The following is a 14,731-nucleotide window of genomic DNA, read 5'->3' on the forward strand; positions in this document are numbered from 1 at the left end:
CAGATTCGCGCGAAAGTCGCAATATGCCAATGAGGTGCGTGCCTCGACCTGATTCGAATGGAGGCCCATGTCATGAAAGCAGTCGTCTTCGAGCAATTCGGCCAAGCCCCATCGATCCGCACGGTGGCCGATCCGGTTCCGGCTCCGACGGGTGTTGTCATCAAGGTCGAAGCGACGGGACTGTGCCGCAGCGACTGGCATGGCTGGATGGGGCATGACCCCGATATCCAGCTGCCGCACGTGCCCGGCCACGAGCTTGCCGGAACGGTTCAGGCTCTCGGCGGCCACGTTACCCAGTGGAAGATCGGCGACCGGGTCACCGTGCCGTTTGTTGGCGGCTGCGGCCATTGTTTCGAGTGCAACTCCGGCAATCATCAGGTGTGCGAACACCAGTTCCAGCCTGGCTTCACCGCCTGGGGTTCCTTTGCCGAATATGTCGCGGTGGATTTTGCCGATACCAATCTGGTCGGTCTGCCCGATACGCTGGATTTCGCCACGGCGGCAAGCCTTGGCTGCCGGTTCGTGACCTCGTTCCGGGCGGTGGTCGATCAGGCCAGGGTGAAGCCCGGCGAATGGGTTGTTGTCCACGGTTGCGGCGGTGTCGGCCTGTCGGCGATCATGATCGCGACCGCCATGGGCGCCAATGTGATCGCGGTCGACCTGACCGAGGAAAAACTTGCCTTTGCGCGGGAGCTTGGCGCGGTTGCCACGGTGAACGGATCGCAGCAGCAGGATATCGTTGGCGCCGTCAAGGAGATCACCAAGGGCGGGGCTCACGTCTCCATCGATGCGCTTGGCCATCCCTCGACCTGTTTCAATTCCATCGCCAATCTGCGCCGCCGCGGCCGCCACGTGCAGGTCGGGCTGATGCTGGGCGATCATGCTCGCGCCCCGATCCCGATGGACAAGGTCATCGCCTATGAGCTGGAAATCCTTGGCAGCCATGGCATGCAGGCCTTTCGCTACAAGGCGCTGATGGACATGCTGGAGCAGGGAAAGCTGGCCCCGCAAAGGTTGATCGGCAAGCGGATTGCCCTCGATGATGCGCCAGCGGCCCTGATGGCGATGGACCGGTTCGAGGGAACCGGCATCAGCGTGGTCACGCGGTTTTAGAGCGTGGCTAGCGCCAGCTCCCGTCGCGCCACATCATCGAGAAAGCCGTTCCATAGTCGGGATAGCGGAAGGCAAAGCCGAGCTTCTTGATGCGCGCGTTGGAAACGCGCTTGTTCTCGCCGTAGAACGACCGCGCCATGGGTGTCAGTTCCGCGGTTTCGAAATGGGTTTCGGCCGGCGGTTCGATGCCCATCAGCTCGGCGGCATAGGCGACCACATCCTGTGGCGGTGCGGGCTCGTCGTCCGTGATGTTGAACACGCCGCCTTCATTGCGCCCGGCGAGAAAATGCAGGGCTCCGGCGATGTCGTCCACGTGAATGCGGTTGAATACCTGTCCCGCCTTGTTGAGGCGGCGCGCCGTGCCATTGGCAAGATTGACGAATGCATTGCGGCCCGGCCCGTAAATGCCGCCAAGACGCAGGATCGCCAGCGGTACCTTGCGCGCATCGGCCAGTTTCTGCCAGTCCTGTTCGGCATCGACCCGTTCGACCGAGCGTGCCGAAACCGGATGGCACGGCGTGGTCTCATCGACCCAGGCGCCGCCATAATCGCCATAGACGCCGACGGTAGAGAGGTAGCCGATCCATTGGAGTTTCGGCATGGCGGAGCGGATCGTTTCGCCGAACTGTGCATAAACGGGATCGCCGGTCTGGCCCGGTGATGTCGAAATGACGATGTGGGTCACCTCTTCCAGCGCGCTGACGATCTCCTGCGATGCGTGGGTACCCTGAAACAGGAACGGTGTGATGCCATCCTGCTTGAGCGCCGCAAACTTGTCGCTGTCACGTGTCGTTCCGCCGATGAAATCCGTTGTGCCGGCCATGATCCGGGCGAAAGCGCGGGCGGAATAACCTGCCCCGAAGAGAAAAATCCGCATCATTGTTTCTTTCCTGCATTGCGCCATTCGGTCAGTACGCCGGCATCGTTTTCCTGTGCAGCGTAGCGTATTTGCAGAGTAGCAAAATGCGCGGCATCGACAAGCTCCCCGAGGGCCCAGACGGCGGCGCCGCGCACGATGGGAGCGGGATCGTCGAGATGCCGCTCGACCAGCGCAACCAGATCGGGTTGTCCGGAATTGCCGCTGGCAATCAGTACGTTGCGCAGGAAGCGGTCCCGGCCGATGCGCTTGACCGGCGAACCGGAGAAGAGTGTGCGGAACGCGGCGTCATCAAGCGCGAGGAAGGTTGCAAGGTCCGGGGCTTTCAGATCGTCACGCGCCTGCAGCCTGGCTTCGCGCGCCGTCGCAGCAAATTTGTTCCACGGACAGACTGCGAGACAATCGTCGCAGCCGTAGATGCGGTTGCCCATGGCCTTGCGGAATTCCGGCGCAATGGGCTCCTTGTGTTCGATGGTCAGATACGAAATGCAGCGCCGGGCGTCGAGCTGGTAGGGTGCCGGGAAAGCATTGGTCGGACAGATGTCGAGACAGGCCCGGCAGGAGCCGCAATGATCGGCTTCCCGCCCGTCCGGCTCCAGTTCAGCCGTGGTGAAGATGGTGCCCAGGAACAGCCACGAGCCATGGCTGCGGCTGACGAGATTGGTGTGTTTGCCCTGCCAGCCCAGACCGGCCGCCTCGGCGAGCGGCTTTTCCATCACCGGCGCCGTGTCGACGAACACCTTGACGTTTTCACCCGCGGCCCGCGAAGCAAACCGGCTGGCGACGCCCTTCAGCTTGCCCTTGATGATATCGTGATAGTCACGGTTCTGCGCATAGACCGAAATCGCCGCCTTGTCTTTGCGGGCGAGGATTTCCAGGGGATTGCTGTCCGGGCCGTAATTCATCGCCAGCACGATGATCGAGCGCACGTCGGGCCATAGCGTCTGGGGATTGGCGCGGCGTTCGGCGGTTTCCGCCATCCAGGCCATGCTGGCGTGGCGGCCTTTCTCCAGATAGTGGCGCAAGCGCTCTTCGGCGAGCGGAATGGCATCCGGCCGCGTGATCGCGACAAGGTCGAAGCCTGCGGCCCGCGCCTCCTCCATGATGAATTCTTTCAGCCGCTGCGGCTGCGCCTTTGGCCCTGAACGTGTCGCGGCTTTTGCATCCGCGGGCAGCATCAGAAATCCAGATCGCCATAATGCGATGATGGCGGCAGGCCGCGCACCCGGTCCGCCAGCAACGGGCGGAAGGAGGGGCGCGATTTCATGCGCGTGTACCAGTCGCGTGCGGCCTTGTATTCAGACCACTTGATCTCGCCGAGATAGTCGAGAATGGAAATCGACGCGGCCGCGGCCATGTCGGCATAGCTCGGCGTCGGCCCGGCCAGCCAGTTGCGCGTTGCGGTCAGCCAGTCGATATATTTCATGTGCTGGGTGATGTTGGCGCGGGCGGCCCGGATAGCGGTGGAATCCGGTGCGCCGCCGCCCTGTTCGGCGGTCATGTGCAGTTTGAAAATGCGCTCGCGCGCCATGTGCCGCGTCACTTCATTTTCGAACTTGATCAGAAACCAGTCGACCAGGCGGCGCACTTCGGCGCGGTTGAGCGAGTCCTCGGGAAACAGGCGGCGGCTGCGCTTGAGGGCGCCGCGCGTCTCATCGATATATTCGGAAATCACCGTGGCGCCGGCAACGGGAACATCGCCTTCCGCCAGCAGCACAGGCAGCGTACCGGCAGGGTTGAGCGCCAGAAACTCCTTGCGCCTCGACCAGCTGTTTTCCTCGATCAGCTCAACTTCAATATCATATTCGTTGAGGATAAGCCGGGCATAGCGCGAACCGGTGGACATCGGATGATGGAAAAGCGTCAACATGGCAGGTGTTTCATAAATCTTTCGAACTGGCATTTTATCAGGGGGCAGCGTATTGCTCGCCAGCCCTTGAGTCTATGCGAACCTATAGGCGCAACCGCGGCGTGAGACAAGCAAACAGCATGTGATCATCCTGACCGGGATCACCATCGGAAGTTATAATCATGGAATCGCAGACAATTGTCGAAGCCCTTTTTCTCGGATTGCTGGAAGGGTTAACAGAGTTTATACCGGTCTCCTCCACGGGCCACCTGCTGCTGGCCGGACGCTTCCTCGGCTTTGAATCAAACGGCAAGACATTCGAGGTTCTGATCCAGCTTGGCGCGATCCTGGCCATTCTCACCGTCTATTTCGGCCGCCTCATGAAAATTGCCCGGGACCTTCCCAGCGATGCGGGCACCCGTCGTTTCGTCGCCGGCATTCTCGTCGCGTTCCTGCCGGCCGTCGTCATCGGCGTGCTGGCGCATGGGTTCATCAAGGCGGTGCTGTTTGAATCACCGATGCTGATCTGCATCATGCTGATTGTCGGCGGCATCATCCTTCTCTGGGTGGACCGGCTCGATCTGAAGCCGCGTTATACCAATGTGATGGATTATCCCCTGTCGCTCTGCCTGAAGATCGGCTTCATCCAGTGCCTTGCCATGATCCCCGGAACATCGCGGTCCGGCTCGACCATCGTCGGCGCGCTTCTGCTTGGCGCGGACAAGCGCTCGGCGGCTGAATTCTCGTTCTTCCTGGCGATGCCGACCATGGCGGGCGCCTTTGCCTATGATCTCTTCAAGAATCGCGATGTGCTGACGCTGAACGATGCGTCGCTGATCGCCATCGGTTTTATCGCCGCCTTCATATCGGGCGTCTTCGTCGTGCGGTATCTCCTGGATTATGTCTCGCGCCACGGCTTTGCATTGTTTGCCTACTGGCGGGTGATCGTCGGGACGGTCGGCCTGATTGCCCTCATCCTGGCGAAGTAGGAAGACAAAAACCCCGGTCGAAGCCGGGGTTTTGTTTGGAACTGTACCGCTGGAATCAGGCCGGTTTCTGGCTCGAATACTGCCCCTGCGCACGGAAGCGCCAGAGATAGGACGGCAGGATCGTATCGATTGTCTGCGGCTGGATGCCAAGGCCTTCCAGCGTGCGATTGTCCCTTTTTGCCGCCTCGGACACAACCGAGTCCTTCTCAAGCAGCACCACCTGATCCCTGGTCAGAAGCGGTTTCGGCAGAAGGCCGAGAACGGAGCCTTGAAGCTTGGCAACCCACCATGGAATGGAGATCATGATGCGCTTGCGCCCGATGATACGCAGGGTTTCCTGCAGACACTGGCGAAATGTCAGTACCTCGGCGCCGCCGAGTTCATAGACCCGTCCGGCATTGAGCGAGCCGTCGACCGAGCGGGCAAACACCTCGGCGAGGTCGCCGACATAAACCGGCTGGAACCGGGTCTTGCCGCCGCCGATCAGCGGCAGGAAGGGCGAGATGCGTGCCATGCCGGCAAACCGGTTGAAGAAATCATCTTCCGGCCCGAACACGATCGATGGGCGGATGATCACCGCATCGGGCAATGTCTCGTGCACGGCAGCTTCAGCGCGGCCCTTGGTGCTGGCATAAAGCGAGGGCGAGTGCGCATCGGCGCCAAGCGCGGACATGTGGGTCAGCGGAACGCCGGCAGCGCGCGCAGCCTCGGCCACGGCGCGGGCGCCGAACTCATGCACGGTGCTGAAGCGCTGGGCACCGCTTTCATAGGCAATGCCGACGAGATTGATGACGTGATCGGAGCCGGCAACGGCGCGGTCGATCGACCAGCGGTAACGCAGATTGGCCTGAACCGCCTGGATCTGGCCGACGCCGCCAAGCGGCTGCAGATGAAAAGCAAGGTCGGGCCGGCGCACGGCAACGCGCACGCGATAGCCGCGCTTGGCCAGGGCCCGCACGACGTGACGACCGACAAAACCCGAACCCCCGAAAATCGTGACAAGTTTTGGCTTCGTGATTGTCATCAGGCACTCCTATGGAAATCGTCCAATATTCCCCTGCTGTTTAAAGCCTTTTGCCGAGAAGGCAAAGGGTGGATCGACAGCAGGTCTCGCGGCGCGTTGCCGCGCTTGGACGGACGGGATCGTGCCGGCTGGCCCGTTACCAGCCGCAGGCGGCGGAATAATCTGCAAGCACGCGGTCGACGGCGGCAATCAGGATGGCTTCCGGTTTGCTGCGGTCCGCCGGAGGAACGGCAAGATCGGGCAGGAACTGCCGCAGCAGTGTTTCCGGAATGTCGCGCCCGGCAAGAGCGGCCATGAGCTTGTTGACGGCTTCCACGGCTTCCGGCTCGGTCCAGTAATAGCGGATGCGGTCGCTGTAGCTATAGTGGCGCTGCACATAGAGCGCATCATCCGTTCCATGATAGTGCGACGCCCAGTGCCCCGGCTTGTCCAGCATCAGGCGTTCCATGGCACGGGCAAGCGGACGTTCGCCGTAAGCCTTGTCCAGTTCCGATGCGATCAGGTCGAGCCCGTAGAGCGCTTCACGCAGTGCAAAGGTCAGGCCGGGGCCGACTTTGAGAATCGGGAACCCGTCGCGCACGAGCGCCGAAAGCGACTGCACACTCTGGTAGTCGGTGGAATGGGCTTCGAACACGAATTGCGGTTCATGCGTCAAGAGCTTCGTCAGCGCCACGGCCTGATCCGGCCTGTATTCGACGACATTCTCATTGCCGAATTCGACGCCGGGCTGCACGACAATGCCGATGACCCGGTCAAAGGCAGCCTGAAGTCCTTCGCTGGCAAAGCGTGCGCGGTGAACTGCAATCGTGTGGCGTGCCGCATCCGGGCTGGTAGGCGTAACCTCGGTAAGCGCGTGATCCGCGCCGCCCGGAACCGGCACTTCCGTGCCGATGATATAATTGGGGAGGGCAAAGCCGCTTGCCGCCGCCGCCTGCTCGGCAGCCTTGGCAAGCCGTGCGGCACGCTCAGCCGTAACCGCGTCATCGAGCGCTGGCGGCTCGCCGGCGCAGCCCATGCTGGCATCGAGATGGATCTTGGTGAACCCGGCCTGGATGTAATCGATCACCATGGCTTCAGCTTTGGCCATGGCCTCCTCGGCCGACAGCTTGCGCCATGGATTGGGGCCGAGATGATCGCCGCCGAAAATGAGATTGTTGCGGTCAAAGCCTTCCTCGCGGGCAATCGCTTCGACGAAGACGACGAAGTCGACCGGCGTCATGCCGGTATAGCCGCCATATTGGTTGACCTGGTTGCAGGTTGCCTCGATGAGAACGATCTGCCCGTGCTTTTTGCCGCGGCGCAGCGCCGCCCTGATGACAAGCGGATGGGCGGAGCAGACGGATGTGATACCGGCATTGTCACCATTGCGGTGCGCCGTGGCCAATTGGGCGAGGGATTTGAACATCTTACTTCCTTGGTGTCGCAGCGATGAACTGGTCAAGTTCCGGGAAGGTCGACGTGCCTTCCATGGGGCCGCGGCGGGTCACATTGCGGGCACCGGCGGCATTGGCATAGTCGAGGGACTGCTCCGCCGAATGACCGAGACGGCGGCAGGTGAGATAGGTGGCGCCGAAGCAGTCGCCGGCGCCGGTCGGGTCGATTTCTTCAACGAGGAATGCCGGGCGGCTGACACGGCCCGCATTGGTATGGAGCGCCGAGCCATGCTGGCCGCGCTTCACCACGATTTCCGCGATCCCCGAGGCGAGCAGCGTGTTGACGGCTTCGTCTGCGGAGGCAGCCGGGCAGGCCACGAAAAGCTCGTCACCCGATGGCAGGAGCAGGTCGCTTGCCGCAACGAGCGCTTTGAACTGGCGTCCGGTCTCTTCACCGGCAGCCAGTTCCTTGCGCATATTGGGATCGAGCGAGAGGGTGCCGCCGCGCTTCTTGATCTCCCCGAGGGCGTAGTCGATGATCGGCCAAACCGCCGGGATCGACAGGGCGGATCCCATGACATGCAAATGACCGGCCCGCGCGATGAGGGCCCTGGCGCTGTCGTTCAGGTCGATTTCGCCTGCGGCACTGCGGGCGATGTTGTAGACGAAATCACGCGTGCCATCATCGGCATAGCGGACAAAGGCGCTGCCTGTGGGATAATCGGAACTGACGGCGATGGCCGAGACATCGGCACCATCCCGGCGCAGCCGTTCGACATTCAGGCGCCCGAAATCGTCATTGCCGACCGTGGCAATGATGCCGGCCTGTCCGCCGAGTTTGGCCACCTGGTCGATAAAGATAGCCGGCGCACCACTTGGAAACGGACCGACCAGCGGCTGGGCATCGAGAAATCCCTTGCCGATCGTCGTGGCCATGATCTCGACGAGGATTTCACCAACGGTGATGGTCGGGCCAAGGCTCTCCGGGGCCAGGGAGGAGGGGGTCACGTCAACCGTCATGTCGCTGTCTGCCTGTTGTCTCGCGCTTGAATCGTCAATACGCTCGGCACAAACAGATAAGCTCTATAATTTCCGTGTCAACAAATAAATCTTTACGCGCGACAAGTTTTATATCAGGCGGATGTGCGCAGCATGATCTCGGCGTTCAGCAGTATCCGTTCATTGGCTGGCAGTTCGAACTTGGAGTCCTGATGTTCGCCGAGCTTGTGGAACAGCAGCGCCGCCGCCAGCCTGCCGATCTCGTTGTAGTTCTGGGCGACCGTCGTCAGCGGCGGGCACATGTAGCGTGACAGGGGCTGATCGTCATGGCCAGCAACGCGCAGATCGCAATCCTCGCCGCGCCCGACCTTCACGCCAGCCTGGTATGCGGCGGCAATCACCCCGAATGCCACGCGGTCATTGGCACAGAGCACGGTTTTGGTCGGAAAGCCGCCATTGCGCAGGATCTGGGTCGTGGCATCGAACGCCGATTTTTCGAAATCCCAGTCGGCCGCCTGTTCCGCTTCGACGACGCGCGGCTCCAGCTTGAGGCTGTCCATCGCCTCGCAATAGGCCTCGCGCCGTTCGAACGCATTGCTGTTGACCGGCGGCATGCCGAAATAGCAGGGGGCATCGCCGGAGCGGGTGAGGTAATCGACAATAAGCTGGAAACTCTGCCGGTTGTTGGTACCGACAAAGGGCGAAACCGTATCCAGAGGAGAGTCCACATAGATCATGGGGATGGACTCGCCCAGTTTCAGCAGCTTTTCCTGGTGCGACTGCACGCCGAGCGGCGCGATGATCGAACCGGCGACATTCATCGATTTGAAGGTTTCGATGGCACGCTCTTCGAGTTCCGGCTTGCCGTCGGAGCTGAGAACAAAAGCAAGATAGCCGGCCTGTTCGGCGATGCCTTCGATCCGCCGGGTCAAGGCCGTGTAGAACGGATCGGTTGAATTCGGGATGATGATGCCGAGAATATTGGTGCGGCGCCGATTGAGATTGACCGCGAAAATATTCGGACGGAAGCCGGATTGCTTGACCGCGGCCTCGATGATGTCGCGGGTTTTCTGGCGCACGGAGCCAGGATCGTTGAAGTATTTCGATACGGTTGGCCGCGACAATCCGACAAACGCGGAAAAGTCTTCCATTGTTCTGATCGTCTTTTTCACCGCGTGCATTCCCTTTTCACGATCGATTCGCCTGTTTTAGGAGACATCGCCGTGCTTGTGAAGAAAATGTCCTGAGACAATTTCACCGGTCTTTCCGTTTATATGCCTGGCACCCGCGACCCGTGAGGCCAAACAAAAATTTACAGAGCCGATCACATGCGTCAAGTTTTCGATTAAACCACAACAATTCTGGATCATGTCAAACTTTCGCTCCTGTAACGCCCGTCAGCCCGCGATGTTCCCGAACGGCGATGCTGGATGCATACTGGCTCCATCGGCAGGTGCCGCTTCGGCGGAAGGCCCCATACAGAATCTTGTATACAGACCTGCAAATATTTTGGTATGACTTATTTTAAGTTTACGTGCGTAAAGTTCGTAGGCTTAACCTTGGAGGAGGAAAAAATGAGCGTTACCTTGAGGAGGGCAACGCACCTGCTGCTCATGACCGCCGCCACCGGCGCTCTTGCCAGCACTGCGTCTGCAGAAGAATTGACCATCGCGACCGTCAACAATGCCGATATGATCGTGATGCAGAAATTGTCGCCCGAATGGGAGAAGGCAACCGGCAACAAGCTCAACTGGGTGGTCCTGGAAGAAAACGTGCTGCGTCAGCGCGTGACCACCGATATCGCCACCAAAAGCGGCCAATTTGATATTCTGACCATTGGCGGTTACGAGGAGCCGATCTGGGGCAAGTCCGGATGGCTGGCGTCGGTGGATGACCTCGGCGACGATTATGATTACGCCGACCTGCTCGATCCGATCAAAAAGGGCCTGACCGTCGATGGCAAGCTCTATGCGGTCCCGTTCTACACGGAAAGCTCGTTCACGCTCTATCGCAAGGATCTCTTCGATGCGGCGGGCCTGACCATGCCCGATCAGCCCACCTATGACCAGATCAAGCAGTTTGCCGCCAAGCTGACCGACAGGTCGAAAGAGCAATATGGCATCTGCCTGCGCGGCAAGGCGGGGTGGGGCGAGAACATGGCGTTCCTCGGAACCATGATCAACACCTATGGCGGGCGCTGGTTCGACATGGACTGGAAACCGCAGATCAACTCGGCGCCGTGGAAAGAGGCCATTGCGACCTATGTCGACCTGATGAAGAAGTACGGCCCGCCCGGTGCGACCTCGAACGGCTTCAATGAAAACCAGGCGCTGTTCGCCACCGGCCACTGCGCCATGTGGATCGACGCGACCTCGGCGGCGGGCCGCGTTTTCGATCCCAAGCAAAGCAAGGTGGCGGACAAGGTGGCCTTCACGCGGGCACCCGTTCAGGTGACGCCCAATGGCGCCGGCTGGTCATGGGCCTGGACTCTGGCTATTCCTGCCACCTCGAAGAAGGTCGATGCCGCGAAATCCTTCCTGAAATGGGCGACGTCGAAGGACTATGTCAAGCGGGTCGCCGCCAGTGAAGGCTGGGTTGCGGTTCCGCCGGGAACGCGCAAATCCACCTATGACAATCCGGACTATCAGAAGGCCGCACCGTTTGCCGCAACGGTTCTGGCATCCATCATGGCCGCCGATCCGACAAAGCCGACGAAAGATCCCGTGCCTTATACCGGTGTACAGTTCGTGGCCATTCCCGAGTTCCAGGCCTTCGGCACGACGGTCGGCCAATTGATATCGTCGGCGCTCGCGGGCACGCAAACCGTCGATCAGGCGCTGGATTCCGGACAGCGGCAGGTCGAGCAGATCATGACCCGCGCCGGCTACATCAAATAGCCTCTTGCCGTGGCCCGCATGGGATGTGCGGGCCACGGCACCTGCAAGCCAGCACTCCCTGCAACAACAGGATGGAATTGCCATGAAAGCCATTCAATTCACTGGCCTCGGCATTGCCGGTCTCGCCGACCTTGATGAGCCGGAACTTGCGCCCGGCCATGCGCTGGTCCGGGTGATGGCATCCGGCCTGTGCCATACGGATATCGACGTGCTGCATGGGCGATATGGCAACGGCGCCTTTCCGCTTGTTCCCGGCCACGAATATGCCGGCATCGTCGAAATGGTCGCGGACGATGTCACGGATGTGCGTCCCGGTGACCGCGTGGCCATCGATCCGAACATCCCCTGCGGCACCTGCCGGTCCTGCCGCAAGGGATTGACCAATCTGTGCGACCGCCTTGAAGCCTATGGCGTCTCGCGCAACGGCGGCTTTGCGCAGTACAGTACGGTCAAGACCGGCCACCTCCATGACATCGGCCATCTGCCTTTCCACATTGCAGCGCTGGCCGAACCGCTGGCCTGCGTGCTCAACGGGCTCGGCAATGCCCATGCCGTACGTGCCAAAAACGCCCTTGTCTTCGGCGCCGGTCCGATCGGACTGCTGATGGCCCTGTCGCTGCAAGCGGAGGGCGTCGAGAATGTCAGCATTGCCGACATCAATGAGGACCGGTTGAGCTTTGCCCAATCGCTTGGCCTCACGCCGATTGTATCCGGCTCGGCCGCGCTTGGGAAACAGGTGAAGGCTTTTGATTTTGTCGCCGATGCAACGGGTGCCGCCAGGGTGGTGGAGGACATGATCGCCTACACGGCCGATGGCGGAACGGCTCTGGTTTTCGGGGTCAGCGCCCCGGACGTACGCATCCAGATCGCCCCGTTCGAAATATTCCGCCGTCAGATCAGTCTCGTCGGCTCCCATTCGCTCAACCGCAATATTCCCGACGCGCTGGCCATATTGCAGCGTGACAACGGAACCATGGCAAGGCTTGTCTCCCACCGCCTGCCGCTAGCTGACCTTCTTCCCTATCTCGCGAAAGGCGCAGCAACGCCGCAGACGATGAAAGTACAATTCTCGGCGGAATAAATCTTCCCGAGGTTTGCTTCGGGTTAAGACTTGGGTAGCATAACCCCGGATCGGTCAGAATCGGTCAATTGAGGGGGAGCATACAATGGATGGCAATATTCCGAGCCCGGAAGTCTTTACTCATGTGCGTGTGATCATCGGTATCGTTCTGGGTCTGAGTATTTCCCGTCTGCTCACCGGTGTCGCCCGCATCATTCAGCATCCGTTGCGCAAGAATATTTATCCGATTCACCTTGGCTGGGTATTGTTCACCTTTCTGACCGTGGTGCATTTCTGGTGGTTTGAATTTTACCTGCACCAGACTTTGGTGTGGAAGTTTGAGGCCTATCTCTTCGTCATTTTTTACGCCAGCCTGCACTTTCTGGCCTGCGGCATGCTTTTTCCTGACAGCATGGAGGGCTATTCCGGCTACGAAAACTACTTCATGTCGCGGCGTGCCTGGTTCTTCGGCTTGCTGATGGCGATCTTCCTCGTTGATTTCGCTGATACGGCCATGAAGGGCCGGGAGCATTTTCATGCGCTGGGGCCTGTCTATCCCCTGCGCAATCTTTTCCTGATCGCTGTCTGCGGTGCTGCTGCCTATCTGCGCGAGCAGAGGATGCAATGGATATTCCTCAGTCTGGCGCTTATCTGCCAGCTCGTCTTCATCCTGATCCAGTTCGATACGATCTGAAAACGGCAAAGAAAAACCCGCCGGTCCTGGGACCGGCGGGTTTCGTTTCAGTCAGAACGTCAGCAGACGCTTAGTTCTTTTCCTGCTTCTTCAGAGCGGCACCGAGGATGTCGCCCAGCGAAGCGCCGGAGTCGGACGAACCGTACTGTGCAACGGCTTCCTTCTCTTCAGCGATTTCCAGCGCCTTGATGGAGACCTGCAGCTTGCGGGTCTTCTTGTCGAAGGCGATGACGCGGGCGTCGACCTTCTGGCCAACCGTGAAGCGTTCCGGACGCTGTTCGTCACGATCGCGGGACAGATCCGCACGACGGATGAACGAGTCGAGATCGTGGTCAACCAGACGGACTTCGAGGCCGCCATCGGTGATCCCGGTGACTTCAACGGTTACAACGGCGTTCTTGCGCAGTTCGCCCGAGGTTGCCGCTTCACCGACCTTGTCGCCTGTGAGCTGCTTGATGCCGAGCGAGATGCGTTCCTTCTCGACGTCAACATCGAGAACCTGCGCCTTGACGACGTCACCCTTGTTGTACTCTTCGATGACCTGCTCGCCCGGACGGTTCCAGTCGAGATCGGAGAGGTGAACCATGCCGTCCACGTCGCCGTCGAGGCCGATGAACAGGCCGAATTCGGTCTTGTTCTTGACTTCGCCTTCAACGATGGTGCCGACAGGGAACTTGTCTGCGAAGGTCGTCCATGGGTTGTCGAGGGTCTGCTTGAGGCCGAGCGAGATGCGGCGCTTGACCGGATCCACTTCGAGAACAACGACTTCGACTTCCTGCGTGGTCGAGAGCAGCTTGCCCGGATGCACGTTCTTCTTTGTCCAGGACATTTCGGAAACGTGGATAAGGCCTTCGATGCCTGGCTCGATTTCGACGAATGCACCGTAGTCGGTGATGTTCGTAACCGTACCGGTGATCTTTTTGCCGATCGGGTACTTCGCACCGATACCATCCCAGGGATCGCTTTCGAGCTGCTTCATGCCGAGCGAAATACGATGTGTTTCCTGGTTGATGCGGATGATCTGAACCTTGACCGTCTGGCCGATGTTCAGGATTTCCGACGGATGGTTGACGCGGCGCCATGCCATGTCAGTCACGTGCAGCAGACCATCGATACCGCCGAGGTCAACGAACGCACCGTAGTCGGTGATGTTCTTGACGACGCCTTCAACGACCTGACCTTCTTCAAGGTTCTGGACGATTTCAGAGCGCTGTTCAGCACGGCTCTCTTCAAGAACGGTACGGCGCGAAACAACGATGTTGCCGCGGCGCTTGTCCATCTTGAGGATTTCGAAGGGCTGCGGGTTGTGCATCAGCGGGGTAACGTCGCGGATCGGACGGATGTCGACCTGCGAACGCGGCAGGAAGGCGACGGCGCCGTCGAGATCGACGGTGAAACCACCCTTGACTTGATTGAAGATGACACCATCGACGCGCTCGCCGCGGTTGAACTTCTCTTCAAGGCGGACCCAGCTCTCTTCGCGGCGTGCTTTTTCACGCGACAGAACGGCTTCGCCGAGGGCGTTTTCGATGCGCTCGACGTAGACTTCAACGATATCGCCCGGCTTCAGCGAGCCATCTTTGGCTTTCGCGCCGAATTCCTTGAGCGGTACGCGGCCTTCAACCTTGAGGCCGGCGTCAATGATCGCCATGTCTTTTTCGATGGCGACGATACGGCCCTTGACGACATAACCTTCAGCAAGGTCATTGGTGGCAAAGGACTCGGCGAGAAGAGCTTCGAAATCTTCGCGCGTTGGATTGGCTTGAGACATAAATACTCCTGATATGTCCGGACAAAGTCATCGGACACAGCACCGGTGGTTCGCGTTACGGTTCATCTGCGGGCCAATCCGCCCT

Annotated in this window: 13 protein-coding genes; 5 read left to right on the top strand and 8 right to left on the bottom strand. The window is 60.1% G+C overall.

The genetic code is table 11. From position 1 onward, the window contains the following. The first annotated feature begins 72 nt into the window (after window positions 1-72). Window positions 73-1,113, top strand: coding sequence for a zinc-dependent alcohol dehydrogenase family protein (locus ACTJJ7_RS09505; RefSeq protein WP_440966728.1), 1,041 nt, complete (start codon window positions 73-75; stop codon window positions 1,111-1,113). Window positions 1,114-1,120: 7 nt separating this feature from the next. On the opposite strand, the gene ACTJJ7_RS09510 is transcribed toward ACTJJ7_RS09505, so the two are convergent. Genes ACTJJ7_RS09510 through ACTJJ7_RS09520 form a run of 3 tightly spaced genes read right to left on the bottom strand, consistent with a single transcriptional unit; the run spans window position 1,121 to window position 3,860 of the window. Beyond that, the gene (locus ACTJJ7_RS09510) at window positions 1,121-1,990 is read right to left on the bottom strand and encodes an SDR family oxidoreductase (RefSeq protein WP_130271601.1); all 870 of its coding nucleotides are present in this window, start codon (window positions 1,988-1,990) and stop codon (window positions 1,121-1,123) included. Further along, entirely contained in the window at window positions 1,990-3,168 is a 1,179-nt protein-coding gene (gene queG, locus ACTJJ7_RS09515) for a tRNA epoxyqueuosine(34) reductase QueG (RefSeq protein WP_440966730.1), read from the bottom strand. Before queG ends, ACTJJ7_RS09510 begins: the two co-directional genes overlap by 1 nt. Further along, a complete protein-coding gene (locus ACTJJ7_RS09520; protein ID WP_105734061.1) occupies window positions 3,168-3,860 on the bottom strand; it encodes a glutathione S-transferase family protein in 693 nt (230 codons plus the stop codon). The genes queG and ACTJJ7_RS09520 overlap by 1 nt, the downstream gene beginning before the upstream one ends. A gap of 161 nt (window positions 3,861-4,021) precedes the next feature. Between ACTJJ7_RS09520 and ACTJJ7_RS09525 the strand changes: the two genes are divergently transcribed. Continuing rightward, on the top strand, window positions 4,022-4,828 hold the full coding sequence (locus ACTJJ7_RS09525; protein ID WP_130271440.1) for an undecaprenyl-diphosphate phosphatase: 807 nt from the start codon (window positions 4,022-4,024) through the stop codon (window positions 4,826-4,828). Between the two features lie 55 nt (window positions 4,829-4,883). Here the strand turns inward: ACTJJ7_RS09525 and ACTJJ7_RS09530 are convergent, their stop codons facing one another. The 4 genes from ACTJJ7_RS09530 to ACTJJ7_RS09545 all read right to left on the bottom strand — a co-directional run bounded on the left by ACTJJ7_RS09530 (window position 4,884) and on the right by ACTJJ7_RS09545 (window position 9,375). Further along, window positions 4,884-5,852, bottom strand: coding sequence for a complex I NDUFA9 subunit family protein (locus ACTJJ7_RS09530; protein WP_440966733.1), 969 nt, complete (start codon window positions 5,850-5,852; stop codon window positions 4,884-4,886). 136 nt (window positions 5,853-5,988) lie between these two features. After that, a complete protein-coding gene (locus ACTJJ7_RS09535) occupies window positions 5,989-7,257 on the bottom strand; it encodes a D-tagatose-bisphosphate aldolase, class II, non-catalytic subunit (protein ID WP_440966734.1) in 1,269 nt (422 codons plus the stop codon). Window position 7,258: 1 nt separating this feature from the next. Further along, window positions 7,259-8,245 (bottom strand): tagatose kinase, encoded by a 987-nt coding sequence (locus ACTJJ7_RS09540; protein ID WP_440966735.1) that lies wholly within the window; start codon window positions 8,243-8,245, stop codon window positions 7,259-7,261. 113 nt (window positions 8,246-8,358) lie between these two features. Then, the gene (locus tag ACTJJ7_RS09545) at window positions 8,359-9,375 is read right to left on the bottom strand and encodes a LacI family DNA-binding transcriptional regulator (RefSeq protein ID WP_130271603.1); all 1,017 of its coding nucleotides are present in this window, start codon (window positions 9,373-9,375) and stop codon (window positions 8,359-8,361) included. Window positions 9,376-9,837: 462 nt separating this feature from the next. Here ACTJJ7_RS09545 and ACTJJ7_RS09550 point away from each other — a divergent pair, with 462 nt between their 5' ends. From ACTJJ7_RS09550 to ACTJJ7_RS09560, 3 genes are all read left to right on the top strand, one after another. Beyond that, window positions 9,838-11,121, top strand: coding sequence for an ABC transporter substrate-binding protein (locus ACTJJ7_RS09550; RefSeq protein WP_130271605.1), 1,284 nt, complete (start codon window positions 9,838-9,840; stop codon window positions 11,119-11,121). An 82-nt stretch (window positions 11,122-11,203) separates the two neighbouring features. Continuing rightward, window positions 11,204-12,202: a zinc-dependent alcohol dehydrogenase family protein gene (locus ACTJJ7_RS09555; protein ID WP_440966737.1), complete on the top strand. Its 999-nt coding sequence runs from the start codon at window positions 11,204-11,206 to the stop codon at window positions 12,200-12,202. A gap of 85 nt (window positions 12,203-12,287) precedes the next feature. Continuing rightward, a complete protein-coding gene (locus tag ACTJJ7_RS09560; RefSeq protein WP_440966739.1) occupies window positions 12,288-12,875 on the top strand; it encodes a hypothetical protein in 588 nt (195 codons plus the stop codon). Window positions 12,876-12,945: 70 nt separating this feature from the next. Here the strand turns inward: ACTJJ7_RS09560 and rpsA are convergent, their stop codons facing one another. Next, a complete protein-coding gene (rpsA, locus tag ACTJJ7_RS09565) occupies window positions 12,946-14,646 on the bottom strand; it encodes a 30S ribosomal protein S1 (RefSeq protein ID WP_091879198.1) in 1,701 nt (566 codons plus the stop codon). Window positions 14,647-14,731: the final 85 nt, after the last annotated feature.

The organism is Phyllobacterium sp. 22229 (genome assembly GCF_052056495.1).
Taxonomy (GTDB): Bacteria; Pseudomonadota; Alphaproteobacteria; order Rhizobiales; family Rhizobiaceae; genus Phyllobacterium; species Phyllobacterium myrsinacearum.

Coding starts and splice junctions, on each gene's coding strand:
- ACTJJ7_RS09535 (WP_440966734.1), bottom strand. CDS start 7,257: ATGTTCAAATCCCTCGCCCAATTGGCCACGGCGCACCGCAATGGTGAC.
- ACTJJ7_RS09555 (WP_440966737.1), top strand. CDS start 11,204: ATGAAAGCCATTCAATTCACTGGCCTCGGCATTGCCGGTCTCGCCGAC.
- ACTJJ7_RS09550 (WP_130271605.1), top strand. CDS start 9,838: ATGACCGCCGCCACCGGCGCTCTTGCCAGCACTGCGTCTGCAGAAGAA.
- ACTJJ7_RS09560 (WP_440966739.1), top strand. CDS start 12,288: ATGGATGGCAATATTCCGAGCCCGGAAGTCTTTACTCATGTGCGTGTG.
- ACTJJ7_RS09525 (WP_130271440.1), top strand. CDS start 4,022: ATGGAATCGCAGACAATTGTCGAAGCCCTTTTTCTCGGATTGCTGGAA.
- ACTJJ7_RS09540 (WP_440966735.1), bottom strand. CDS start 8,245: ATGACGGTTGACGTGACCCCCTCCTCCCTGGCCCCGGAGAGCCTTGGC.
- ACTJJ7_RS09505 (WP_440966728.1), top strand. CDS start 73: ATGAAAGCAGTCGTCTTCGAGCAATTCGGCCAAGCCCCATCGATCCGC.
- ACTJJ7_RS09510 (WP_130271601.1), bottom strand. CDS start 1,990: ATGCGGATTTTTCTCTTCGGGGCAGGTTATTCCGCCCGCGCTTTCGCC.
- queG (WP_440966730.1), bottom strand. CDS start 3,168: ATGCTGCCCGCGGATGCAAAAGCCGCGACACGTTCAGGGCCAAAGGCG.
- rpsA (WP_091879198.1), bottom strand. CDS start 14,646: ATGTCTCAAGCCAATCCAACGCGCGAAGATTTCGAAGCTCTTCTCGCC.
- ACTJJ7_RS09530 (WP_440966733.1), bottom strand. CDS start 5,852: ATGACAATCACGAAGCCAAAACTTGTCACGATTTTCGGGGGTTCGGGT.
- ACTJJ7_RS09520 (WP_105734061.1), bottom strand. CDS start 3,860: ATGTTGACGCTTTTCCATCATCCGATGTCCACCGGTTCGCGCTATGCC.
- ACTJJ7_RS09545 (WP_130271603.1), bottom strand. CDS start 9,375: ATGGAAGACTTTTCCGCGTTTGTCGGATTGTCGCGGCCAACCGTATCG.